This window comes from Nonomuraea sp. GTA35, assembly GCF_041950525.1.
GTDB lineage: Bacteria > Actinomycetota > Actinomycetes > Streptosporangiales > Streptosporangiaceae > Nonomuraea.
On record NZ_JBGNUV010000003.1, the window covers coordinates 1 to 19530 of the forward strand.

The window sequence follows — 19530 nt, forward strand, 5'->3', positions numbered from 1 at the left end:
CCCCACCGCTCACGCAGTAATCACTGGAGAGCCGGATGATCGGGAAACCATCACGTCCGGTTCGGCGGGAGGCCGCGCGGAAAAGGACCAGCTCACCGCTGACACCTCGCCGCGCGGCCGACCCATCCGCCTGGCTGGTCCGCTACCGCCGCCTGGCGCGGATCTACGAACGCAAGCCTGCCCATCACGACGCCATGATCTGGTGGGCCACCGTGCACCAGATGACCCGCCGCCTGACCCGCGAACTGGCAGGCCTGCCATCCCCAAGCCGCTGGAGCGACCCACCGCCGCTACCGGTCTTGTCCAGCCCCGACCGGCGCGGCAAGGTCCTGCAACTCCTGGCCGCTCAGCCGTGGCGAGTCTGGCGAGGCAGCGAGCTGGCCGCCATCCTCAAGATCGAGAACGTCAACAGCTTCCGCGTTCAGTTATCCCAATGGTCCCACCAGGGCTACATCAACAAGCTCGGACCGGCTCTCTACGGGCCCACGCCCGCCAGCACTTAAGCCTTTGTCAGCAGGCTCCTAGCCGGAAGCCCGGCTCACGTCTCCGGCGGGAACCAGGCCTGCATGTTCTCCGGGTTGATCGGCACCGAGATGTGCTCGTGCGTGATCGTCCACGTGCCGCCCGAGCGCCGGCAGCAGACGGTCGATCGCACCCAGATCGAGATCGGGAGCCCGTTCTTGCGGGTGCCGCTGTCCAGGTGGAGCATGTTCACGAACGCCACGTCCGCGTCCGTCGCGATGGTGAGGTCGTGGGTCTCAAGGCTGATGGGGCCGTCGTACTCGTCGAACCACCGCACGAAGTTGCGGCGGACCTCCTCGGTCCCCACGAACTGCAGAGGGGGGACGACATCGTAGTAGACGATGTCGGGAGAGTAGAGCGACATGAGCCGGTCGATGTCCTTGTCCTGGGCCGCCTGAACCCGGCTGTCCAGGAGCGCCCTGACCTCGGAATCGCTGGAAGTCATCGCATCCTCCGTTAAGGATCCGGGCGCGACCGGCTCACCCGGCCGCGCCGCTTGTGGTCTCGCTCCTTCGACGGCGCAGCCCGCGGAAATGTGAGGCGCCCGCACCGCCCGCCTCGCGCGGGCAGGTGGGGCCGGAGCCGGTCTCCGGACGGGTGAGACTTCCGGAACGGGAGTGCGAAGGTGCCGCTCCCGCGCGACCTCGGGCCAGGATCGGCCGGTCCTCGCGACGATGCGGCCCATGTCGGGGGCGACGGCCGGACACGGAGGGGAAGGGGGTTTGCGGCGATACGGCCGGCCGGTCAGGACCCTTCGTTCGGGTCGCTCGCGTGGCCCTGCTGCGGCGTCTCCGGCTCGGACGGCCGGGGTGCCTCGCTGGCGATCCGGTGTACCGCGTCGCGCCTGTTCTTGAGGTGCTCGGTGTCGTCCTGCCATTGGACGCTGCGGCGTCGGGATGTCTCAGACATGGCTGCCACCGTAGCGGCGCGATCTTCAAGGCCCGGTCATGTGCGCCCCCGCCTTCGGCCTCGCGGGACCGGAGGCGGGCGGGCGCAGCCGGCCCTGCACCGCGCGATCAAGTCGGCGCCGATCAGTTCATCGGCCAGGCGTACTCGAACTCGGGCAGCTCGAAACCCTGCGGGAAACGGCACACGCGCTCGTCCGTGCGGCGCGCGCCGTGTCGTTCGTAGAAGGCGACGGCGCGCGCGTTCGCGCTGAGCACCTCCAGGTAGACCTCCCTGCCGGGGTGCTCGTCCGCCGCCCACGCCAGCCCTCGTCGCAGCAGTCGCGTTCCGACGCCCGATCCGGTGCTCCCCGGCCGCACGTGGAGGTTGTCGAGCAGGATCCGCCCGCCGGGAGCCGGAAGCAGGTAGGCGAAGCCGAGCAGCCCGCCATCGCCGTCGTGGGCGACGAGCAGCTCCGATCCCGGCACAGGCGAGGCCAGCCGTTCGCGCCACAGCGTCAGCCGGTCCTCGGCCAGGGGGCCGTTCAGAAAGCTGCCGGGCATGATCCCCGCATACGCCGAGCGCCAGCTGTCCACGTGCAGGGCAACAATAGGGACAAGGTCGTCGAAAACGCCCGTTCTAATCTGCATGGCGCAGAGCATCCCATGCCGCCGTGCGCTGAACCCGCCCGCCATACCCGCGGCATACTCGCCCCGATCAGAATGCCGATCGGAGGTGAACGATGTTCCAACTGTTGGGGCACATGACGGTGGTCGACGGCGGGGGCCGCGCGATCAACGTCCGGGCCGCGAAGCAGCAGGCGATCCTCGCCGTGCTCATGCTGCGCCCGGGCGCAGTGGTCAGCGTGGATCGGCTGATGACGGAGCTCTGGCCGGACGAGCTGCCCGCCACGGCGAGAGCGAGCCTGCAGACGTACGTTTACCGCCTGCGGCGCACCCTGGCACCGCTCGCCGCGCACGGGGTCGACCTGATCACCCTGGGGAACGGTTACACCCTGGTCGTGCCGGATCGAGCGGTGGACATCAGGACGTTCGAGCAGCGCTTCACCCGGGGATCGCAGGCGCTGACCGCGGGCAGCCCGGCGGAGGCGGCCCGGCTGCTGCGGGAGGCACTGGACATGTGGCGCGGCCCGCTGGCGCCGGAGATCGACGTCGAAACCGTCCGCCGCGAGCGCCGCCGCCTGGACCTGGTGCACCTCACCGCGTCCGAGCTCTGGGCGGCGGCCGGGCTGCAGCTCGGCCTGCATGACGGCGTCATCCCGGAGCTGGAGCGCCTCGTCGAGGCGCACCCTCTGCGCGAGTCCCTGTGGGAGATGTTGCTGCGTGCCCTGGCCGCCCGCGGCCGCCGCGCAGAGGCGCTGGCCGCCTACCGGCGCATGCGGGACATCCTGAGCACCGAACTCGGCGTCGAACCCGCCGACCACCTGCGCCGCAGGCATCAGGACATCCTCCGCGGCGCGTCGTTCTGACGCCGCTCATCGGCGGGGTATCCCCCTGGCCGGCGCCTGGCCAGGGGGAGCTCCCTCTACCTACCTAGGCGCACTGCTTCCGCCAGTAGACGGTGCAGTCGCTCCTCCAGCACTTGAAGTACGCGCAACAGATGCTGCCGGTACAGGTCGTGTGATCGAGGATGCAACGTGCGGTGCACGCGGCCTGCGCGTCGCCGGCCGGTACGACGAAGGCGACGATCCGGTCCGCCAGTGCGGTGATGGTCTTCACCTGTCCCACCTCTCTCCGTCGGATCTCCGTCGGATCAGTCGCACACCACGACCGTGTGAACGGAGCAGTCGCCGTTGACGCACCGCATCCTGTAGCACCCCGGGGACGGCTGGCCGACGACCGTGCACCTCGGGGTGCACGCCGCGTCAGCCTTGACCGTGGGGATCAACCGGTCGATGAGCTTGTCCAGCATTCTGTCTTCACCTCCTTTCTCTCCTCGGGTTCACCTGGCGCGCTCTCACGGGAGGGCGTCCCGTGATAGCCGCGGGCTTGGAGGCGGAAGAGGCGGGCGTAGGCGCCGTCCACCGCCATGAGGTCGTCGTGGCCTCCCCGCTCGGCGACGACCCCGTCCTTCAGGACGACGATCAGGTCGGCGTCCCGCACCGTGTTCAGCCGGTGGGAGATGAGCAGGCTGGTCTGGCCCGCCCGGTGGTCGCGCATCCGGGCGTGCACGTCGGCCTCGGCTTCGGGGTCGAGGCCGGAGCTCGGCTCGTCGAGGATCATCAGGTCCCGCCCGTCGCGCAGGAAGGCTCTGGCCAGGGCGGTCCGCTGCCACTGGCCGCCGGAGAGCACGACGCCGGTCGAGGGGTCCTCGCGGTCCTGCTCGCCGGCGAACATGCGGGTGAGCAGCGTGTCGTAGCCGCGTGGCAGGGATGTCAGCAACTCGTCCACGCCTGCCCGCCGCGCGGCGGCGCGGATCCGGCTCAGGTCGTCGCGGGCGCCGACGTCTCCCACGCCGATGTTGTCGCGGGCGGAGAAGTCGTAGGCCATGTGGTCCTGGAAGACGCCGCTGATCCGCTCGCGCAGCGCCTCCGGCCGGACGTCGCGCAGGTCGGCTCCGTCCCAGAGGATCGCTCCCCGGCTCGGGTCGTAGAACCGGCAGAGCAGCTTGACGAGCGTGCTCTTGCCCGCGCCGTTGAGCCCGACCAGCGCCACGGCGGCGCCGTACGGGATGAACAGGTCGACGCCGCGCAGGATCCAGGGGTGGTCGTCGCTGTAGCGGAACCACACGTCGCGCAGTTCGATCCCCCGGCGCAGCGGCGGTAGCGGCGCGGGGTCGGCAGGCAGGGCGAGGTCGGGCTCGGCCCTGACCACCGCCACGTAGTGGCCGAGGAGCCGCAGGTTGTGCTGGGTCATCGCGATGCCGTTGACCAGGGTGTCGAGCGCGCCCTGGACCGCGACGACGGCGACGGTGAACATCGACACGTCCCCGACGGTGAGCGTGCCGGTCCGGGCCGCGGCGATGGCCCAGACGAGCCCGCCCCCGGCCACCACGGCGGACAGCAGGGCGAGCGCCCCCTCCGCCGACAGCTCCCTGCGGTCCATCCGCCGCTTGCTCGCATGAGCCGTCGACAGCTCGGCCATGAGGCGGCGGCGCAGGAATCCGCCCAGGTTGAAGAGCCTGATCTCCTTGGCCGCCTCGATCGTGCTGAGCAGCGTGCCGTAGAAGAACTGCCGCCGCTCCGCGGGGCCGATCTCCCACATCATGGTCGTGCGCTGGCGGGACAGCTTCAGCTGCGCGACGAGCGCCGGTACGGCGGCGCACAGCACGATCAGCGCCATGGCCGGGCTGATCACCAGCACGGACCCGACGAAGCCGATCACGCTGACGGCGGAGCGGACCAGGCCGAACGCCTCGGTGACGATGCCGTCGGCCCTGGACGTCCCCTCCTGGGCCAGGCGCAGCCGGTCCAGGAAGGGTGGATCCTCGAAGGGCCGGAGCCCGGGGAATCGGGCCGTGGCCGCGAAGAGCCGGTCCGTCGTGACGGCCACCATGGCGCGGCCGATCTGGCTGCCGAGGTAGCGCGAGCAGTGCGGCAGGATCGCAGCGGCGACACCGGTGCCGGCCAGCCCCGCCGCGAGGCCCAGCAGCTCCGCCAGGGACGCCGTCCCGGTGAGGCCGTCGATGACCAGCTTGGTCAGCCAGGCCGCCGCGATGGGCGCCGTGGCCGTGCCCAGCAGGGTGAGCGCGTACCCGATCATGGGTACGGCGGCGCTGCTCCAGCCGATCGCCGCCGCCTCGCGCGCGGAGGCGGACAGGCGCGCCCCGTCAACGGTCATGCTGCGGCCCCAGCTTCCTGATGGTGACGGCGTGGAGGTCGTCGGCGTGGAAGAAGCCGTGCTCGCGGGAGTCGAAGCTGGCCTCGGCGTTGTCGCCGATCAGCACGAACCTGCCGGCCGGGACGACGTCGTCGGCGACGGCCTCCCGCACCTCCTCCGGGACCGGATCGCCCGGCAGGGCGGCGACGCGTTTGATCAGGAACTTGCTGCCGTTCGGGCGGGGGCTCAGGACGACGGCGATCTGCCCGTTGCGCAGCGCCGCCAGGTGCGTGCGCCGGGACAGGAGCCGGTCCCCGTGGGCCAGCGCCGGAGCCATGCTGTTGCCGCGGACGCGGATCACCACGTAGGCCGCGCGCAGCCGTACGACCAGCAGGGCCAGAGCGGCGAGCCCGCACGCCGCCGCGAGGAACATCCGGCTCACTGCGCCTCGACCTCCACAGGCATGGTGTGGCCGCTGCCGGCGACCGTCCCCCCGGCGTCGATCGTGATGACCGTCGGGAACGCGCTGACCTTGAACGCCGTCTGAACCGGGCCCTGGGGCACCTCCGTGACGACCCGGGCCACCTGCGCGAGCCGATCGATGTAGGCGCCGGCGTCCTCGCCGGGGGTGGCGGCGACCACGGCGAGCACGCTGTCCGACGTGCCGCGTGCCCGCTCCGCGAAGAGCGGGAGCAGCTCCTTGCAGGGCTGGCAGCCCGGGGAGAAGAAGCCGACCAGCGCGGGCGCGCCCAGGAGCTCGTCGGAGACCGGCTCGCCGCTCGTGGTCATGGCGGCGAACCGCGGGACCCTCGCGCCGGGCGCGAGCCCTTCCGCCATCATCGACGGCGGCGGGCTCTGCCTGCGCAGCCGGCGGATCAGACCGACGGTCAGCAGCAGGTTCACCATGCACAGCAGCCCGGCCAGCACGACCGCGGCGACCAGGTACGCCATCACACCCTCCCCGTTCTGTCCATGAACAAGCCGGCGATGTCGTCGAAGGCGATGAAGACGACCGCCCCCGCCAGCCCGGCCGGTATCGCCACCGCCAGCGCCGCCGCGTCGGGCGGGCCGCCCGGGAAGGCCAGCGCCGTCCCGCCCAGCGCCACCACCAGCAACAGCAGGGCGTTGCGCACCAGGTGCAGCCGGCCGAGCGGGACCGCGGACGGGCCGAAACAGCGGCACGACATCCGCACGCCCCGCCGGACGGTGACGGCGATCACCAGGCTGAACGCGCCGAGCATGATCCCGCCGAGGAGCAGCCCGATCTCCGGGATCACCATGAGCGCCGCCGTCGCCGCCTCGCCGATCGCGACCGCGCCGGCCACGGGCCGGCGCAGCCGTTCCGGCACCATCACCAGGCTGGACGCGAACGAGCGCAGGTCCGCGCGGCTGCGCAGCTTGGTGAACGCGGCAACGGCGAACACGGCCCCGATCAGGACCTGGGATGCGACGAGCAGGAGATCCACAGTCCGGATATTTCATGACTCCGCTAGCCCGCCCGTCGCGCGCCACTAGCCCGCCCCTCGCGCGCCGATGGCCCGGCCCGCCGGCGAGGGACCCCGCCGCGTGCGTCAGCCCAGCTTCTTCAGCCTGACGGCCCGGTCGAGGAAGACGATGCCGTCGATCAGGCCGAGCTGGGCCGGGTCCAGCGGGAAGTAGGCGAAGTCGCGCGAGACCCGCGGGGCGGGCTCCGTGACGGCCTCGGCCAGGCGGCGGGCGTCGATGAGGGAGCGGTCCCACGGGAGCGTGGACAGGACGCCCTCGACGGTGTCCGGGGGCGGGGTGTCGTCGCCGACCGTGCCGAAGGCGGAGGCCAGGAAGGCGTACCGGTCGCCCAGGTGCGCCCCGGCGATCGCGCCGGCGCTCCACCACTCCAGCCGCTGGTCGCCGAATTGCATGGAGGTCTTGTTCCGCTGCAGGTGCAGGTTGCTGGCGAAGACCAGGGCGGGGCCGTGCTCGGCGACGGCACGCAGGTTGGCGGCCATCATCGCGTCCCGCAGGGCCGACAGCCGGGTCCACCGCGCCGGGGACGCGTCGGCCATCCAGTAGTGGTAGCGGAGCAGGCCGGTGGCGGTGCGCGCGTACAGTGCCGCCCGCTCCCCGTCCCGCGCGCCCAGTTGCGGCGCCTGCGTGTCGAGCAGCGCCGCCAGGTCGTCGGCGATCAGTCGCAGCCGCTGGGCCTCGGCGGACCGGCCGATCGACTGGGCCGGGTCCATGGCCGCGGCCTCGTTCGCCCACCGCTCGTCCGGGCCGAGCAGCGTGTCGAGGGCGTCCCTGGTGACGACGGCGCCGGGGAGCGGGCCGTCGAGGAGGTCGTGGAGGCCCATGAGCGCCTGGCGCGGGCTCGCCGCCCAGTACTCCAGCGGGCCGTCGAAGCCGAAGAACCGGAGCTTCTCGTCGTGCTCCTCGTTGTAGGCCCGCATCCAGCGTACGAGCTCGCGGTTGGGCGCGAAGGCGCCGAAGCCGTGGCTGAAGCCGCGTTCCATGACGTCGTCGAGCGTGCCCGCGCCCGTCGTGAGGTAGTCGTCCACCACGAGGCCCATGAGGCAGTCGCTCTCGACGGCGAACGACCGGAAGCCCTCGTGCTCGACCAGATGCCGGAAGATCTCGTTGCGCGACTCTCCCAGCTCGTCCACGAAGTGCCTGGCCTCGCCCAGGCCGAGCAGCAGGGGGCGGGCGGGAAGCGAGCGCAGGAACGCCGAGACGCCCGCGCCGTCGAGCGGCCGGGCCGTGTCCTTGATGTCCATCCTTCAACGCTATCGTTGAACCTTCGGTGGAGACTTTTCCGCCATTTCCCTCGTTTGCTCGTCACGAACCTTCAATCGGCGAGCCACCGCATCCCGGTCGGCCCCCTCCCATGTGCGCAGGGTCACATCGCATACGACTACATCGTGCGCGAGGTAATCGTGTACGTTGTGCATGTCGATCCGCACCACTCCCCGGAGGAACCCCATGGCCTACATCACGGTCGGAACCGAGAACACCACCCCGATCGAGCTCTACTACGAGGACCACGGCAGCGGCCGGCCGGTCGTCCTGATCCACGGCTACCCGCTCAGCGGCCACTCCTGGGAGAAGCAGACCGCGGCCCTGCTGGAGGCCGGATACCGGGTCATCACCTACGACCGCCGCGGCTTCGGCCAGTCCAGCCGGCCGACCAAGGGCTACGACTACGACACCTTCGCCGCCGACCTGGACATCCTGCTGCGCACCCTCGACCTGCGTGACGTCGTGCTCGCCGGGTTCTCGATGGGCAGCGGCGAGGTCGCCCGCTACATCGGCACCTACGGCACGGCCCGCGTGGCCAAGGCGGCCTTCCTCGGGGCGCTGCAGCCGTTCCTGCTCAAGACCGACGACAACCCCACCGGCGTGGACCAGTCCGTCTTCGACGGCATCCTGGCCGCGGCGACCGCCGACCGGTACGCCTACTTCGACGCCTTCTACGCGGACTTCTACAACACCGACGAGAACCTGGGCACCCGCATCAGCGAGGCGGCGCTGCGCTCCAGCTGGAACGTGGCGGCGGGCGCCTCCGCGTACGCCTCGACGGCCGCGGTGCCGACCTGGACCACCGACTTCCGCGCCGACGTGACCGCCATCGCGGACTCGAACCTGCCCGCGCTCATCGTGCACGGCACGGCCGACCGCATCCTGCCCATCGACGCCACCGCGCGCCCCTTCCACCACCGGCTGCCCGGCGCCACCTACGTCGAGATCGACGGCGCCCCGCACGGCCTGCTGTGGACCCATGCCGCCGAGGTCAACCAGGCGCTGCTGGCCTTCCTGAAGGGCTGAGCGACCGGGGGGCGGCGGTGATCGTCGGGGGCCGCCGCCGCCCCAACACCTCGCGCGCGACCAAATCGCAGACAGAGCACGGACGATAGGCTGACATCATGGCAGCAACCGCGACTCCCGCCGCGAGCTCGGGCAACGCCGACCCGTTGTCCCCCCTTCTCTGCTTCGACCTCTACGCAGCCTCGCGCAGCATCACCGCCGTCTACCGCACCCTGCTGGACCCTCTCGGGCTGACCTACCCGCAGTACCTCGTGCTGGTGCTGCTGTGGCAGCACGGGCGCGGCACGGTCCGCGAGCTGGGCGAGGCGCTCCGGCTCGACTACAACACCGTGTCCCCGCTGCTGAAGCGCCTGGAGGCACGCGGCCTGATCAGCCGGCGACGCCGCCCCGACGACGAGCGCACGGTGGAGATCACGCTCACCGACGAGGGCCGCGCCCTGCGGGAGCGGACCCGGCACATCCCCGCCGCGATCACCCAGGCGACGGGTCTCGACGACAAAGGCGTGGCCGACCTGCAACAACTGCTCCGTCACCTCACCGTCTCCGCCACCGCCTACGCCGAGACGTCGCCGCACTGACCGGCCTCCGGTACGCCACGTCCGGCCCGTCCCCGGCACCGGCCCAGCCACGCCCCCGCTTGTCACCATATGGGCGAAATGTCCATCTTCGTGGCAAGATGCGGGAGGTCCAGCGTGTTCTGTTCTGGAGGACTCCCCCATGCGTAAACCCCTCGGGCTACTCGCCGCCGTGATCGGCCTCGCCGCCTGCGCCCCGTCCACCGGCGGCGCGCTGGGCGGCCCCTCCGCGGCGTCGCCCGAGGTGACCGCGCCGTCAGGCGGAACGACGCCGGCGCCGACCCGCGAGCCGACGCCCGAGTCGTCCCCCGAACCATCCCCCGAATCGGACGAGTGCCGCGTCAGCGTGGTCAGCCCGGCCATCACCGCGCTGACCATCCAGACCTCGGCCGCCCGCCGCGGCTGCATGCAGCCGGCACTGCTCCGCATCCGGATCAAGCGCGCCGTACGCGGTGAAGACCCGGTGGTCAAGAGCGGCTCGGCCAGGAAGGACCGCATCACCCTGAAGATGGCCTGCGTGCCGGGCACCTACTACGCGGTCGCCACCGACTACCGGAACGGCACCGCCACCTCCAAGGCCGTCCGGCTGACCTGCGCCACCCCCACTCCCACCCCGACCCGCACGCCCACTTCCGCTCCCTCGACGCGGAAGGCGAAGGAGCCGGTGACGTCCGTCGGCACGGCACTGGAGAACCAGGTCGTCCGGCTGACCAACGCCGAACGGGCCAAGGGCGGCTGCGACCCGCTCAGCCACGACGCCAGGCTGCGCAGGGCGGCGTCCGGGCACTCGGCCGACATGGCGAGGAAGAACTACTTCGACCACGACTCCCAGGACGGCCGCGACATGACCGACCGCATCCGCGCGACCGGCTTCTCCGGCTCGGCGTGGGCGGAGAACATCGCGAAGGGTCAGCGGTCCGCGGCCGAGGTGGTCCGCGCCTGGATGAACAGCGACGGCCACCGGCAGAACATCATGAACTGCTCCTACACCCACATCGGGGTGGGCGCGGTCAAGGACGCCAGGGGGCAGATCTACTGGACGCAGGACTTCGCCGCCCGCTGACCTCCCGCCCGGGCCCGTCCGAGCGGTCCGCACCGGCCCGGAGGGCCCGTCCCTTCAGCGCAGTTTCCTGAAGGTCACCTGGATGTCGCCGACGAAGGCCTCGGGGTTCTCGTAGTGGACGAAGTGACCGCCCTTCATGTGGGCGTTGACGTTGATCACGTTGAAGGCGTCGCGGGTGGGGCCGTTCTCGAAGGCGGCGATGCGCTCCTCGACGGTGTTGACGCCGGGCGGGTAGGCGTCGCCGAGCAGGAAGCTGAAACCGGCCGATGCACCAGGAGCCGTTCGTCCTGACGAACCGCGCGTGGTAGTGGCCGAAGCCGTGCATGCCCCGGAAGGGGATGTCCTCGGACACGTCGGCGTCCTCGGGCCGGGTGATGATGTCCTCCATCGCCCACACGCCGTGGGCGGCGGACGCGGAGTCGACGTCGATCTCGTCGGAGAACAGGTGGTGGACCAGGATCACCCCGGGGCCGCCGCCGGCTCCCACCGTGGCGGCGATCCCTTCCCTGCCCTCCATCCGCATCCAGACCGATCCGTCCGGCTTGTGGGGGGTGAACGTGCCGTCCGGCGTGAACAGGTTCGCCAGGTCCTGCCAGCGCTGATGATCCGCGTAGCGGACGTAGCGAAAAATGGACCCGCAAGTCCAAAAAAGCGTGCGGGACCGAGATTGACAGGCCGAGCCGATGTCAACCAACATTGACGCCGTGACCGATCATCCCGGCGCCACCGGCGCGCCCCTGGACGACCTCGTCCGCCGCACGGTCGAGCAGCTGGCCGCCCGGCGGCGGGGCGCCGTCGCGGTCGGCGCGATCCGCGGCGAGGAGACCGCCGTGCACGGGGCCGGCCCGCGCACCCTGTTCGAGATCGGCTCGATCAGCAAGACGTTCACCGCGCTGACGCTGGCCAGGCTGGCCGGGCGCGGCGAGGTCGCCCTCGACCAGCCCGTAAGCGAGCTGCTGCCGGACGGCGCCGCCGTGCCGCTGCGGGACGGCAGGCAGATCGAGCTCGGGCACCTGGCCTGCCACACCTCCGGCTTGCCGAGGCTGCCGAAGGGGCTGATGCCGCGGGGCATGTTCTCCTCCGACCCCTACGCCGGCTGCACCGAGGAGATGCTGCTGGACGGGCTGGAACGGACGCGGCTGAGGTCCGTTCCGGGAAGCCGGTTCCGCTACTCCAACCTCGGCGCGGGGCTCCTCGGCCTGGCGCTGGCACGGCACGCGGGGCTGGACTACGACGAGCTGGTCCAGCGCGAGATCTGCCGCCCGCTCGGCCTGGCGGACACGCGGGTGACGCTCGACGGCGAGCGCGCCGGGCGGCTCACCCCCGGGCACTCCCGCTTCGGCCGGCCCCGTCCGGGCTGGCGGCTGGCGGCCCTGGCGGGGGCGGGCGGGCTGCACTCCACCGTGCCCGACCTGCTGCGGCTGGCCAGGGCCTCGTTCGGGGACGGCCCGGCGGAGATCGCCGAGGCCGTCGCGCTGACCAGGGCGACCGGGCATCCCCTCAGCAAGATCTCGACCGCTCATCCGGGGTGGCTGTCGATGGACAGAGCGCAGGACAAGGGGGGTCCGCGGGTGCTGTTCCACAACGGCGGCACCGGCGGCTACCGCTCCCTGCTGGCCGTGATCCCCGAGCGGCGGGCCGCCGTCGTCGCCCTCAGCGCCGACGCGCGCTCGGTCGACGGGCCGGGGATGCGGCTGCTGTCGGATCTCGCCGGCCACGGCGGGTAGCGGTGCAGCGGTCGAGGCCGCCGTTCCGGGCGATCACCAGCGCAAGCAGGTTCGAGCCGCGTCAGCCGCGCCCGTCCGGCACCGGACGGCGCAGCACCATCCCGGGGCCGCCGCCCGGCGAGCCGTCCTCCAGGCGGAACCCGTCGCCGCCCGCCCGGCGGTCGACCACGACCACCCCGTTGACGAGCACGAAGTCGATGCCGGCCGGCGCGGCGGGCGCGCCGAACGTCGCCCTCTCCCCCACGGTCGCCTCGTCGAACACCACGACGTCGGCCCGCAGGCCGGCCCGCAGGACTCCCCGGTCCGCCAGCCCCATCAGCGAGGCGGGCAGGGAGGTCATCTTCATGAGCGCGGTCTCCAGCGGCAGCGCCCGCTTGTCGCGCACGTACTCGCCCAGCACCTTCGGAAAGGCGCCGTAGCTGCGCGGATGGCACGGAGCCAGCCACGGCTGGTTGAACCCGTCGGTACAGACGGCCAGGTACGGCAGGGAGAGGTAGCGGCGGACGGCGTCATCGCTCGTGCTCAGGTCGCTCCCCATGACGGCGTCGGCACGCTCGTCGGGCAGCATCTCCAGGATGAGCTCCGCGAGCGCCTCCGGTGACGGGGTGCGGCCGCGCGCGGTCAGGATCGCCGCCAGCGACACCCCCTGCCACCGCTGTCCGGCCCCGTCGGTCCAGTCGAAGACCACGACCAGCTCGCCGTCCCCGCCGTGGTAGCGGGTGATGCGGTCGACGATGCCGTCCTTGATCAGCCGGCGGCGGCCGGGGTCGCGCAGGTAGGTGCCGACCAGGGTCGGCCTGCCTGCCGCCAGGTGCTCGCCGGGGATGAAGATGGAGGGGTTCCAGCCGAAGAACTGGTACGGGTACTGGTCCCCCGCCACGTCGATGCCGTCCGCGCGGGCCGCCTCGATGGCGGCGATCACCGCCTCGGTCTTCCACCAGTTGCACGCGCCGTCCGTCTTGAGGTGGGAGAGCTGGACGCGGGCGCCCGAGTCGCGGCCGATCCTGATGCCCTCCTCGACGGCGGCCAGCAGGTGGTCGCCCTCGCTGCGCATGTGGCTGGCGTAGCAGCCGCCGTGCTCGGCCACGACCGTGGCGCAGGCGATCAGCTCCGCCGTGCGGGAGGACAGGCCGGGGATGTACTCGAGCCCGGTCGACATGCCGAACGCGCCGTCCGCCATCGCCTTGCCGAGCACGCCCCGCATGGCCTGGATCTGCTCGTCGGAGAGCTCTTCGAGGCCGGCCGGGATCCCGCAGGCGTCGCGTACGTACCCGTGCCCGGCGAGCGTGCCGAAATTGACCGCGGGAGGCCGCGCGTCCAGCCGGGCGAGGAGCTCTCCGGGCGCCATCTCCGCCATTCCGCAGTTGCCGGCGAGAACCGTGGTTATCCCCTGCATGAGGTAATTCTTGAAAAGCAGGTGTGCCGGGTCCCGGAAAAGGTCGAGATCGGTGTGCGTGTGAATGTCGACGAATCCGGGGCACGCGACGCGCCCGCCGGCCTCGATCACGTCGGTGTCAGGGCCGATCAGCTCGGCCACCTCGTTCCGGCCTCCGACGTGGCTGATCCTGCCGCCGGTGATCGCCAGCGCCGCCGCGTGCGGCAGCGCCGGGTCCATGGTGAGCACCGAGGCGTCGAGCACGACGACGTCCGCCGCGCCGCGGCGTGAATCAGGCATGCGAGTTCCGTTCCGTCTCCTCCGGGCAATTGCAGGATTGTCGGCACGGCGGCGCGGCGGTGTCAAGGAAAGTAATGCGCCGCGCGCGAAGTCGTATTTCCCGGCGAGAAAATGACGGTCGGGCCAAGTACGTCGATTCAGCGCGGGCCGGGCTCGAGCAACCCGGCCGGCACGCCGAGCTGCTCGGCCGTGAACCGGGCGAGCAGCCGCCGTGCCGTCTCCGCGGACATGTCGCTGTAGCCGAGGGTGTTGCGCACGGCCAGGCTCTCGGCGATGGCGACGTAGCGCTCGCACACCTCGGTGAGCGGCGCGACCGGCGTGAACGTCCCGTCCCGCACGCCCGCGGCGAACACCTTCAGCACCGCGTCCGCCCACCTGCGCGACATCCGGACGCACTCGTCGAGGAAGGCCGAATGGCGCCTGACCCGCGCCCACACCTCCAGCCACAGCAGGTACTCCTCGAAGGTGCCCTGGTCGCCGGGGATGCTGAGCTCCAGCAGGTGGCGAAGCTGGCCGATGGTGCTCACGTTCTCGTCGAGCAGGCGCTGCAGGGTCACGTGCAGCTGGTCGCCCGCCCAGCGGAAGGCCGCCAGCAGCGCCTCGTCCTTGCTCCTGAAGTAATAGTGGATGCTGGCGTTCGACACCCCGGCCTCGCGGGCGATGTCGGCGATGCGGGTCGCCTCGATGCCGCGCTGGGCCATGAGCCGGCACGCCGCGATCCTGATGCGGTCCTCAGGGCTGCCCGGGTCGGGGGCCCGGTCGGGCCGGGTGTGGCCCTGCTCCTTCCACAGGCCTGCCAGCCTGTGCAGCAGAGCGGCGCCGTCGCCGCCCGCCTGGAGCACCTCGTCGATGCGCCGGGTCATCCGCCAGGCCCGCCGGTAGTCGACGCCCAGCGCCCCCGCCACCCGGTTCGGGCGGGCCTTGCCCGGGGAGTCCAGCATGATCACGACGGCGTCGAGCCAGGCCGCGAGCGGCACGGGAGAGCCGGCGAACGGCGTGGTGGAGGCGGGGTAGACGTGCGCGCCGCAACTGTCGCACGCGTACGCGCGCCGTCGCGAGACCCGGTGGAACGAGCGGTGCGCCCCGCACCGGCGGCAGAACGGCGCCTGGCCGCCGGGGGCGTGGACGGCGCTCCAGAGCAGAGCCAGCGCCGCCTCCTCCTTCGCGGCGTCCGGAGCCGGCGGGGCGGTGGTACTTGCTTCTACAGGCATTTTCACTCTTCCGGCTCTCCGCAAATACAAGGTAGGACGTTTCTTGACAAGCCATTGTGGCGAATGAAATTGTTTCCCGCATCAAAGATATACCTTCAGAAACATTGGAGTAACAAATGTCGGCGCCGTTTCGTGATGATCTCCGGAGCGCGGGCCCGGCCTGGATGCGCGGCGATTCCCCGGCGGCGGACTTCATCACCAAGCTCACGTGGGAACAGTTGCCCCGCGAGGTGATCGACCGGGCCGTGATGTGCCTGATCGACACGCTCGCGGCCATGCTCGCCGGCCGGGCGTCCACGTCAGCGCGCGTCGCCGACGACCTCGCGCACGCCTGGTGGCCCGCCGGAACCGCCACGTCGATCGTCAGCGGGAGCCCGCTGGCCACGGGCGGCGCCGCCTTCGCCAACGCGGTCGCGGCCAACGCCGTGGACATCGACGACTGCGGCATCTACACCTGGGGCCACCCCGGCGCCCAGGTCGTCCCCACCGCGCTCGCCCTGGCCGAGGAGCTGCGACTCAGCGGGCGCGAGCTGATCACCGCGATCGTCGTCGGGTACGAGATCGCCTTCCGCGCCGGCCGCTGCGTCAACCACGACCAGAGCGCGGTCCACTCGGCGGAGCGCACCTACCGGGCCTGCGGGTCGTGGGGCGCGGTGGCCTGCGCCGCGATCGCGTGCCACGTTCACGGGCTCGACGAGGACGTCACACGCCACGCGCTGGGCATCGCCGAGTACGACTCCCCCGACCTGCCGATGATGCGCGCCATCGACACCCCCGGCATGGTCAAGCACGGCGTCGGCTTCGGCGCGCTCACCGGCCTGCTGGCGGCGGACCTCGCCCGGCGCGGGTTCACCGGGATCGAGCCCAGCCTCGACCAGGAGCGCTTCGACCCGTACGTGGCGGACCTGGGCAGCGACTACTACCTGCCCCGCGGCATCACCTGGAAGCGGTACTCCAGCTGCGCCTGGACCCACCCCGCGCTGCTCGCGGTCGAGAAGCTGCGGACGGAGCACCCGCTGCCGGCCGAGTCCGTCGCCCGCGTCGTCATCGAGACCTACCCCGACGCCGCGCGGCTGGGCACGCGGCTGCCGCGGTCCACCGAGGAAGCCCAGTTCAACCTGGCCTGGCCGGTGGCGGCCATGCTGGTGGACGGCCGGGTCGGGCCTGAGCAGGTGGCGGACGCGCGCCTGGGCTCGCCGGAGATCACCGAGCTGTGCCGGCGCATCGACGTGGTGGTGACGGACGACCTCACCCGCCGCTACTACCTCTCGGAGGTCAACGACCCGGAGGGCAGCGACTCCGCCGTGGTCACCGTCACGCTGACCGACGGCACCGTGCTGTCGTCGGGCCGGGTCGACCACGTCCTCTACCCCGAGCCCGGCTGGACCCTTGACGAGATGCGGGACAAGTTCTCCTGGCTGGCCGCCGGCCGGCTGGAGCCTGCGTCGATCCCCCGGCTGCTGGCAGCCCTGGCGAACCTGGAGTCCGCCGACGACAGCTCCGTCCTCATGCGGGACCTGGCGTCGTCCCTGATACCGGTTGGAGCACACTGATGAGAGCACGACGCAAGACGTTCCTGAGCGTGGTGGCGATGGTCGTCACGCTGGGCGGATGCGCCCTGGCCGCCGACCCGCCCGCCCCCGAGGCGGGCGGCCGGGGGAGCACCGCCCCGGCCGCCGCGACACCGGCGGCCGACTCCGCCCTGCACGACCTGCTGCCCGAACGGATCAAGTCGGCCGGCGTCATCCGGGTGGCCAGCAACATCCCCTATCCGCCCTGGGAGATGTACACGACGGCCGGCGGCCGCCAGCCGACGGGCATCGACTACGACCTCTCCCAGGCGCTGGCCGCCAAGCTCGGCGTCAAGGCCTCCTTCGACCAGACGGCCTTCGACAGCATGATCCCCGCCGTTCTGGCAGGCAAGGCCGACATCGTCATGGCGGGCATCTTCGACACCCCCAAGCGGCGCGAGTCGCTGAGCTTCGTCGACTACGCCAAGGACGGCTACTCCCTGCTGGTCGCCAAGGGCAACCCGCAGGGCATGAAGGACGTCACCGACCTGTCCGGCAAGACCGTCGCGGTGCAGAGCTCCACCTCGGAGCAGGCCGCGATCGGCAAGCTGAGCAAGCGGTTCGAGTCGCAGGGCAAGGCGGGCGTCACGGTCCTGGCGTTCCCCGGTGACAGCGAGGCCTTCCTGGCCATCAAGAGCGGCAAGGCGGTGGCCCGCGTGCAGGCCACCTCCGCCGCCGCGTACGCCGTCAAGACCTTCGAGAACGGGAACGCGTTCGAGCTGGTCGACGCCCCCTCGATCACCGAGGAGTTCGGCGGCGGCATCGAAGGCATCGGTGTCCCCAAGTCGGACACCGCGCTCCTGACGGCGCTGCAGAAGGCGCTGCAGGCGCTGATGGACGACGGGACCTACCTGAAGATCCTCTCCAAGTACGGTGTGGAGAACATCGCGCTGGCCAAGGCGGAGATCAACCAGGGGACCGACTAGGGCGCCCGTCCCGCGAGAAAGAGAAAGTGTTGTGACCTCCTTGGCACCCGCTGACACCGTCCCCGCCCCCGCCGGGAAGCGGCCGCCTCCCGTTGCCGTGGTGCCGGTCCGCCGGTACGGCCGCTGGGCCGCGGCGGCGCTCGTCGCGTACCTCCTGTTCGCCCTCGGCTGGTCGTTGTGGCACAACCCCAACCTCGACGTCACCTCGATCCGGCAGTACCTGTTCGCGCCCTCGATCCTGCACGGGCTCGCGGTCACCGTCGAGCTGACCCTCGTGGCCATGGGCATCGGCATCGCCGGCGGCGTGCTGCTCGCCGTGATGCGCCTGTCGGACAATCGCGTGCTCTCCGCCGTCGCCTGGGGCTACATCTGGTTCTTCCGGGGCACGCCCCTGCTGGTCCAGATCATCTTCTGGGGATTCCTGGGCGCGCTCTACCCGAACCTCTTCCTCGGGATCCCGCTCACCGGCGTCGTCTTCGGCTCGGTGCCCACGAGCTCGCTCATCGGCGCTGCCACCGCGGCGGTGCTGGCGCTGGCCACGAACGAGGCGGCCTACTGCGCCGAGCTCGTCCGTGCGGCGATCATCTCGGTCGACGGCGGGCAGCGCGAGGCGGCCATGTCGCTCGGCATGTCCTCGGCCCGCAGGATGCGGTTCGTGATCCTGCCGCAGGCCATGCGGGTGCTGATCCCGACGCTCGGCAACGAGGCCATCTCGATGCTCAAGATGACCGCGCTGGTCTCGGTCATCTCCGGGCGGGATCTGATGACCAGCGTCCAGCAGATCTACCAGCAGAACTTCAAGATCATGCCGCTGCTGGTCGTGGCGTCGCTGTGGTACCTGCTGCTGACCTCGATCGTGAGCATCGGCCAGCACTACGTGGAGCGGTACTTCGGCCGCGGGTTCGGCGTCAAGCCGTCCGCCGCGCACGAACGCCGGGCGCGCCGCCGCGCCGCCGCGCGGGCCAAGGCCCGGGCCACGGCCCCGGCGGGATACGGGACGGCGCCCGATCACGTGGACGGCGAGCCGATGGTCCGCGCGGAGCAGGTGTGGAAGTGGTTCGGCTCCGCCGACGTGCTGCGGGGCGTCGACCTCACGGTTCACCCGCGGCAGACGCTCGTCCTGCTCGGCCCTTCGGGCAGCGGCAAGTCCACCCTGTTGCGCTGCGTCAACGCGCTGGAGCGGGTGGACTCGGGGCTGCTGGAGGTGGAGGGCCGGCGGGTCGGGCTGCGCGAGGCCGGCGGCCGGCTGCACGAGATGACGGAGGCGGAGCTGTGCCGGCAGCGGGCCCGCATCGGCATGGTGTTCCAGCGTTTCAACCTGTTCCCGCACATGACCGCGCTGGAGAACGTGATGCTGGGCCCCAGGCGGGTGCTCGGCCTGTCGCGCGAGCGAGCCGAGGCGGAGGCCGAGCGGCTGCTGACCCGGGTCGGCCTGCGCGACAAGCTCGACGCCTACCCGGCGCAGCTCTCGGGCGGGCAGCAGCAGCGGGTGGCCATCGCGCGCGCCCTGGCGATGAAGCCGCACGTCATGCTGTTCGACGAGCCGACCTCGGCGCTCGATCCCGAGCTGGTCGGCGAGGTGCTCGACGTCATGAAGGACCTCGCCCGGCAGGGGATGACCATGATCGTGGCCACGCACGAGATCGGGTTCGCCAAGGAGGTCGCCGACACCGTCGCCATGCTCGACGGGGGCGTCATCATCGAGTCCGGCCCGCCGGGGGAATGCCTGGTGGCCCCGAAGGAGGAGCGCACGAAGGCGTTCCTGTCCAAGGTCCTCGCATAATCCGTCTCTCTCTGGAGG

Annotated in this window: 21 protein-coding genes and 2 pseudogenes; 10 read left to right on the forward strand and 13 right to left on the reverse strand. The window is 71.4% G+C overall.

The annotated features are described in order from the left end of the window. Positions 1 to 35: 35 nt before the first annotated feature. Positions 36 to 503: a hypothetical protein gene (locus tag ACBJ32_RS13240; RefSeq protein WP_375126957.1), complete on the forward strand. Its 468-nt coding sequence runs from the start codon at positions 36 to 38 to the stop codon at positions 501 to 503. Positions 504 to 538: 35 nt separating this feature from the next. On the opposite strand, the gene ACBJ32_RS13245 is transcribed toward ACBJ32_RS13240, so the two are convergent. From ACBJ32_RS13245 to ACBJ32_RS13255, 3 genes are all read right to left on the reverse strand, one after another. Continuing rightward, positions 539 to 967: a YybH family protein gene (locus tag ACBJ32_RS13245; RefSeq protein WP_375126958.1), complete on the reverse strand. Its 429-nt coding sequence runs from the start codon at positions 965 to 967 to the stop codon at positions 539 to 541. 299 nt (positions 968 to 1266) lie between these two features. Beyond that, complete coding sequence (locus tag ACBJ32_RS13250) at positions 1267 to 1431, reverse strand: hypothetical protein (protein ID WP_357892021.1); 165 nt, start codon at positions 1429 to 1431, stop codon at positions 1267 to 1269. Between the two features lie 122 nt (positions 1432 to 1553). Continuing rightward, positions 1554 to 1970: a GNAT family N-acetyltransferase gene (locus ACBJ32_RS13255; protein WP_375126959.1), complete on the reverse strand. Its 417-nt coding sequence runs from the start codon at positions 1968 to 1970 to the stop codon at positions 1554 to 1556. 179 nt (positions 1971 to 2149) lie between these two features. Between ACBJ32_RS13255 and ACBJ32_RS13260 the strand changes: the two genes are divergently transcribed. Then, on the forward strand, positions 2150 to 2896 hold the full coding sequence (locus ACBJ32_RS13260) for a BTAD domain-containing putative transcriptional regulator (protein WP_375126960.1): 747 nt from the start codon (positions 2150 to 2152) through the stop codon (positions 2894 to 2896). Between the two features lie 64 nt (positions 2897 to 2960). On the opposite strand, the gene ACBJ32_RS13265 is transcribed toward ACBJ32_RS13260, so the two are convergent. From ACBJ32_RS13265 to ACBJ32_RS13295, 7 genes are all read right to left on the reverse strand, one after another. Continuing rightward, positions 2961 to 3146, reverse strand: a complete 186-nt coding sequence (locus ACBJ32_RS13265; RefSeq protein WP_375126961.1) for a hypothetical protein — start codon at positions 3144 to 3146, stop codon at positions 2961 to 2963. Positions 3147 to 3180: 34 nt separating this feature from the next. Next, positions 3181 to 3339, reverse strand: coding sequence for a hypothetical protein (locus ACBJ32_RS13270; RefSeq protein WP_357892033.1), 159 nt, complete (start codon positions 3337 to 3339; stop codon positions 3181 to 3183). Next, on the reverse strand, positions 3312 to 5207 hold the full coding sequence (locus ACBJ32_RS13275) for an ABC transporter ATP-binding protein (protein ID WP_375126962.1): 1896 nt from the start codon (positions 5205 to 5207) through the stop codon (positions 3312 to 3314). Before ACBJ32_RS13275 ends, ACBJ32_RS13270 begins: the two co-directional genes overlap by 28 nt. Next, positions 5197 to 5619, reverse strand: a complete 423-nt coding sequence (locus ACBJ32_RS13280) for a S26 family signal peptidase (protein ID WP_375127745.1) — start codon at positions 5617 to 5619, stop codon at positions 5197 to 5199. The genes ACBJ32_RS13275 and ACBJ32_RS13280 overlap by 11 nt, the downstream gene beginning before the upstream one ends. A gap of 5 nt (positions 5620 to 5624) precedes the next feature. Then, positions 5625 to 6137 carry a TlpA family protein disulfide reductase gene (locus tag ACBJ32_RS13285; protein WP_375126963.1) on the reverse strand — a complete coding sequence of 171 codons (513 nt, stop codon included), beginning with the start codon at positions 6135 to 6137 and terminating at the stop codon, positions 5625 to 5627. After that, positions 6137 to 6652 (reverse strand): MauE/DoxX family redox-associated membrane protein, encoded by a 516-nt coding sequence (locus ACBJ32_RS13290; protein ID WP_375126964.1) that lies wholly within the window; start codon positions 6650 to 6652, stop codon positions 6137 to 6139. Before ACBJ32_RS13290 ends, ACBJ32_RS13285 begins: the two co-directional genes overlap by 1 nt. A gap of 105 nt (positions 6653 to 6757) precedes the next feature. Next, positions 6758 to 7933, reverse strand: coding sequence for an erythromycin esterase family protein (locus tag ACBJ32_RS13295; protein WP_375126965.1), 1176 nt, complete (start codon positions 7931 to 7933; stop codon positions 6758 to 6760). A 205-nt stretch (positions 7934 to 8138) separates the two neighbouring features. Here ACBJ32_RS13295 and ACBJ32_RS13300 point away from each other — a divergent pair, with 205 nt between their 5' ends. The 3 genes from ACBJ32_RS13300 to ACBJ32_RS13310 all read left to right on the forward strand — a co-directional run bounded on the left by ACBJ32_RS13300 (position 8139) and on the right by ACBJ32_RS13310 (position 10619). After that, complete coding sequence (locus ACBJ32_RS13300; RefSeq protein WP_375126966.1) at positions 8139 to 8981, forward strand: alpha/beta fold hydrolase; 843 nt, start codon at positions 8139 to 8141, stop codon at positions 8979 to 8981. Positions 8982 to 9079: 98 nt separating this feature from the next. After that, complete coding sequence (locus ACBJ32_RS13305; protein WP_375126967.1) at positions 9080 to 9559, forward strand: MarR family winged helix-turn-helix transcriptional regulator; 480 nt, start codon at positions 9080 to 9082, stop codon at positions 9557 to 9559. A 139-nt stretch (positions 9560 to 9698) separates the two neighbouring features. Then, positions 9699 to 10619, forward strand: a complete 921-nt coding sequence (locus tag ACBJ32_RS13310) for a CAP domain-containing protein (protein WP_375126968.1) — start codon at positions 9699 to 9701, stop codon at positions 10617 to 10619. A gap of 319 nt (positions 10620 to 10938) precedes the next feature. Here the strand turns inward: ACBJ32_RS13310 and ACBJ32_RS13315 are convergent. Beyond that, positions 10939 to 11316 (reverse strand): annotated as a pseudogene (locus tag ACBJ32_RS13315) (nuclear transport factor 2 family protein); the annotation flags it as partial. Positions 11317 to 11323: 7 nt separating this feature from the next. On the opposite strand from ACBJ32_RS13315, the gene ACBJ32_RS13320 reads away from it, so the two are divergent. Further along, on the forward strand, positions 11324 to 12346 hold the full coding sequence (locus ACBJ32_RS13320; protein ID WP_375126969.1) for a serine hydrolase domain-containing protein: 1023 nt from the start codon (positions 11324 to 11326) through the stop codon (positions 12344 to 12346). A gap of 61 nt (positions 12347 to 12407) precedes the next feature. On the opposite strand, the gene ACBJ32_RS13325 is transcribed toward ACBJ32_RS13320, so the two are convergent. Next, entirely contained in the window at positions 12408 to 14021 is a 1614-nt protein-coding gene (locus tag ACBJ32_RS13325; RefSeq protein ID WP_375126970.1) for an amidohydrolase family protein, read from the reverse strand. 137 nt (positions 14022 to 14158) lie between these two features. Further along, positions 14159 to 15232 carry a TetR family transcriptional regulator gene (locus tag ACBJ32_RS13330; protein ID WP_375126971.1) on the reverse strand — a complete coding sequence of 358 codons (1074 nt, stop codon included), beginning with the start codon at positions 15230 to 15232 and terminating at the stop codon, positions 14159 to 14161. Between the two features lie 164 nt (positions 15233 to 15396). On the opposite strand from ACBJ32_RS13330, the gene ACBJ32_RS13335 reads away from it, so the two are divergent. From ACBJ32_RS13335 to ACBJ32_RS13350, 4 genes and pseudogenes are all read left to right on the forward strand, one after another. Further along, the gene (locus ACBJ32_RS13335; RefSeq protein WP_375126972.1) at positions 15397 to 16785 is read left to right on the forward strand and encodes an MmgE/PrpD family protein; all 1389 of its coding nucleotides are present in this window, start codon (positions 15397 to 15399) and stop codon (positions 16783 to 16785) included. Continuing rightward, a complete protein-coding gene (locus tag ACBJ32_RS13340; RefSeq protein WP_375126973.1) occupies positions 16785 to 17729 on the forward strand; it encodes an ABC transporter substrate-binding protein in 945 nt (314 codons plus the stop codon). The genes ACBJ32_RS13335 and ACBJ32_RS13340 overlap by 1 nt, the downstream gene beginning before the upstream one ends. 100 nt (positions 17730 to 17829) lie before the next feature. Beyond that, positions 17830 to 18603: pseudogene (locus tag ACBJ32_RS13345) on the forward strand (amino acid ABC transporter permease); the annotation flags it as partial. 153 nt (positions 18604 to 18756) lie between these two features. Further along, on the forward strand, positions 18757 to 19512 hold the full coding sequence (locus ACBJ32_RS13350; RefSeq protein WP_375127746.1) for an amino acid ABC transporter ATP-binding protein: 756 nt from the start codon (positions 18757 to 18759) through the stop codon (positions 19510 to 19512). Positions 19513 to 19530: the final 18 nt, after the last annotated feature.

What these genes read in the sequence shown, in the direction of transcription:
- ACBJ32_RS13330 (WP_375126971.1), bottom strand. Translation starts at nt 15,232, where the DNA reads ATGCCTGTAGAAGCAAGTACCACCGCCCCGCCGGCTCCGGACGCCGCG.
- ACBJ32_RS13295 (WP_375126965.1), bottom strand. Translation starts at nt 7,933, where the DNA reads ATGGACATCAAGGACACGGCCCGGCCGCTCGACGGCGCGGGCGTCTCG.
- ACBJ32_RS13300 (WP_375126966.1), top strand. Translation starts at nt 8,139, where the DNA reads ATGGCCTACATCACGGTCGGAACCGAGAACACCACCCCGATCGAGCTC.
- ACBJ32_RS13280 (WP_375127745.1), bottom strand. Translation starts at nt 5,619, where the DNA reads ATGTTCCTCGCGGCGGCGTGCGGGCTCGCCGCTCTGGCCCTGCTGGTC.
- ACBJ32_RS13255 (WP_375126959.1), bottom strand. Translation starts at nt 1,970, where the DNA reads ATGCCCGGCAGCTTTCTGAACGGCCCCCTGGCCGAGGACCGGCTGACG.
- ACBJ32_RS13250 (WP_357892021.1), bottom strand. Translation starts at nt 1,431, where the DNA reads ATGTCTGAGACATCCCGACGCCGCAGCGTCCAATGGCAGGACGACACC.
- ACBJ32_RS13270 (WP_357892033.1), bottom strand. Translation starts at nt 3,339, where the DNA reads ATGCTGGACAAGCTCATCGACCGGTTGATCCCCACGGTCAAGGCTGAC.
- ACBJ32_RS13325 (WP_375126970.1), bottom strand. Translation starts at nt 14,021, where the DNA reads ATGCCTGATTCACGCCGCGGCGCGGCGGACGTCGTCGTGCTCGACGCC.
- ACBJ32_RS13350 (WP_375127746.1), top strand. Translation starts at nt 18,757, where the DNA reads ATGGTCCGCGCGGAGCAGGTGTGGAAGTGGTTCGGCTCCGCCGACGTG.
- ACBJ32_RS13335 (WP_375126972.1), top strand. Translation starts at nt 15,397, where the DNA reads ATGCGCGGCGATTCCCCGGCGGCGGACTTCATCACCAAGCTCACGTGG.
- ACBJ32_RS13240 (WP_375126957.1), top strand. Translation starts at nt 36, where the DNA reads ATGATCGGGAAACCATCACGTCCGGTTCGGCGGGAGGCCGCGCGGAAA.
- ACBJ32_RS13245 (WP_375126958.1), bottom strand. Translation starts at nt 967, where the DNA reads ATGACTTCCAGCGATTCCGAGGTCAGGGCGCTCCTGGACAGCCGGGTT.
- ACBJ32_RS13260 (WP_375126960.1), top strand. Translation starts at nt 2,150, where the DNA reads ATGTTCCAACTGTTGGGGCACATGACGGTGGTCGACGGCGGGGGCCGC.
- ACBJ32_RS13275 (WP_375126962.1), bottom strand. Translation starts at nt 5,207, where the DNA reads ATGACCGTTGACGGGGCGCGCCTGTCCGCCTCCGCGCGCGAGGCGGCG.
- ACBJ32_RS13305 (WP_375126967.1), top strand. Translation starts at nt 9,080, where the DNA reads ATGGCAGCAACCGCGACTCCCGCCGCGAGCTCGGGCAACGCCGACCCG.
- ACBJ32_RS13340 (WP_375126973.1), top strand. Translation starts at nt 16,785, where the DNA reads ATGAGAGCACGACGCAAGACGTTCCTGAGCGTGGTGGCGATGGTCGTC.
- ACBJ32_RS13285 (WP_375126963.1), bottom strand. Translation starts at nt 6,137, where the DNA reads ATGGCGTACCTGGTCGCCGCGGTCGTGCTGGCCGGGCTGCTGTGCATG.
- ACBJ32_RS13310 (WP_375126968.1), top strand. Translation starts at nt 9,699, where the DNA reads ATGCGTAAACCCCTCGGGCTACTCGCCGCCGTGATCGGCCTCGCCGCC.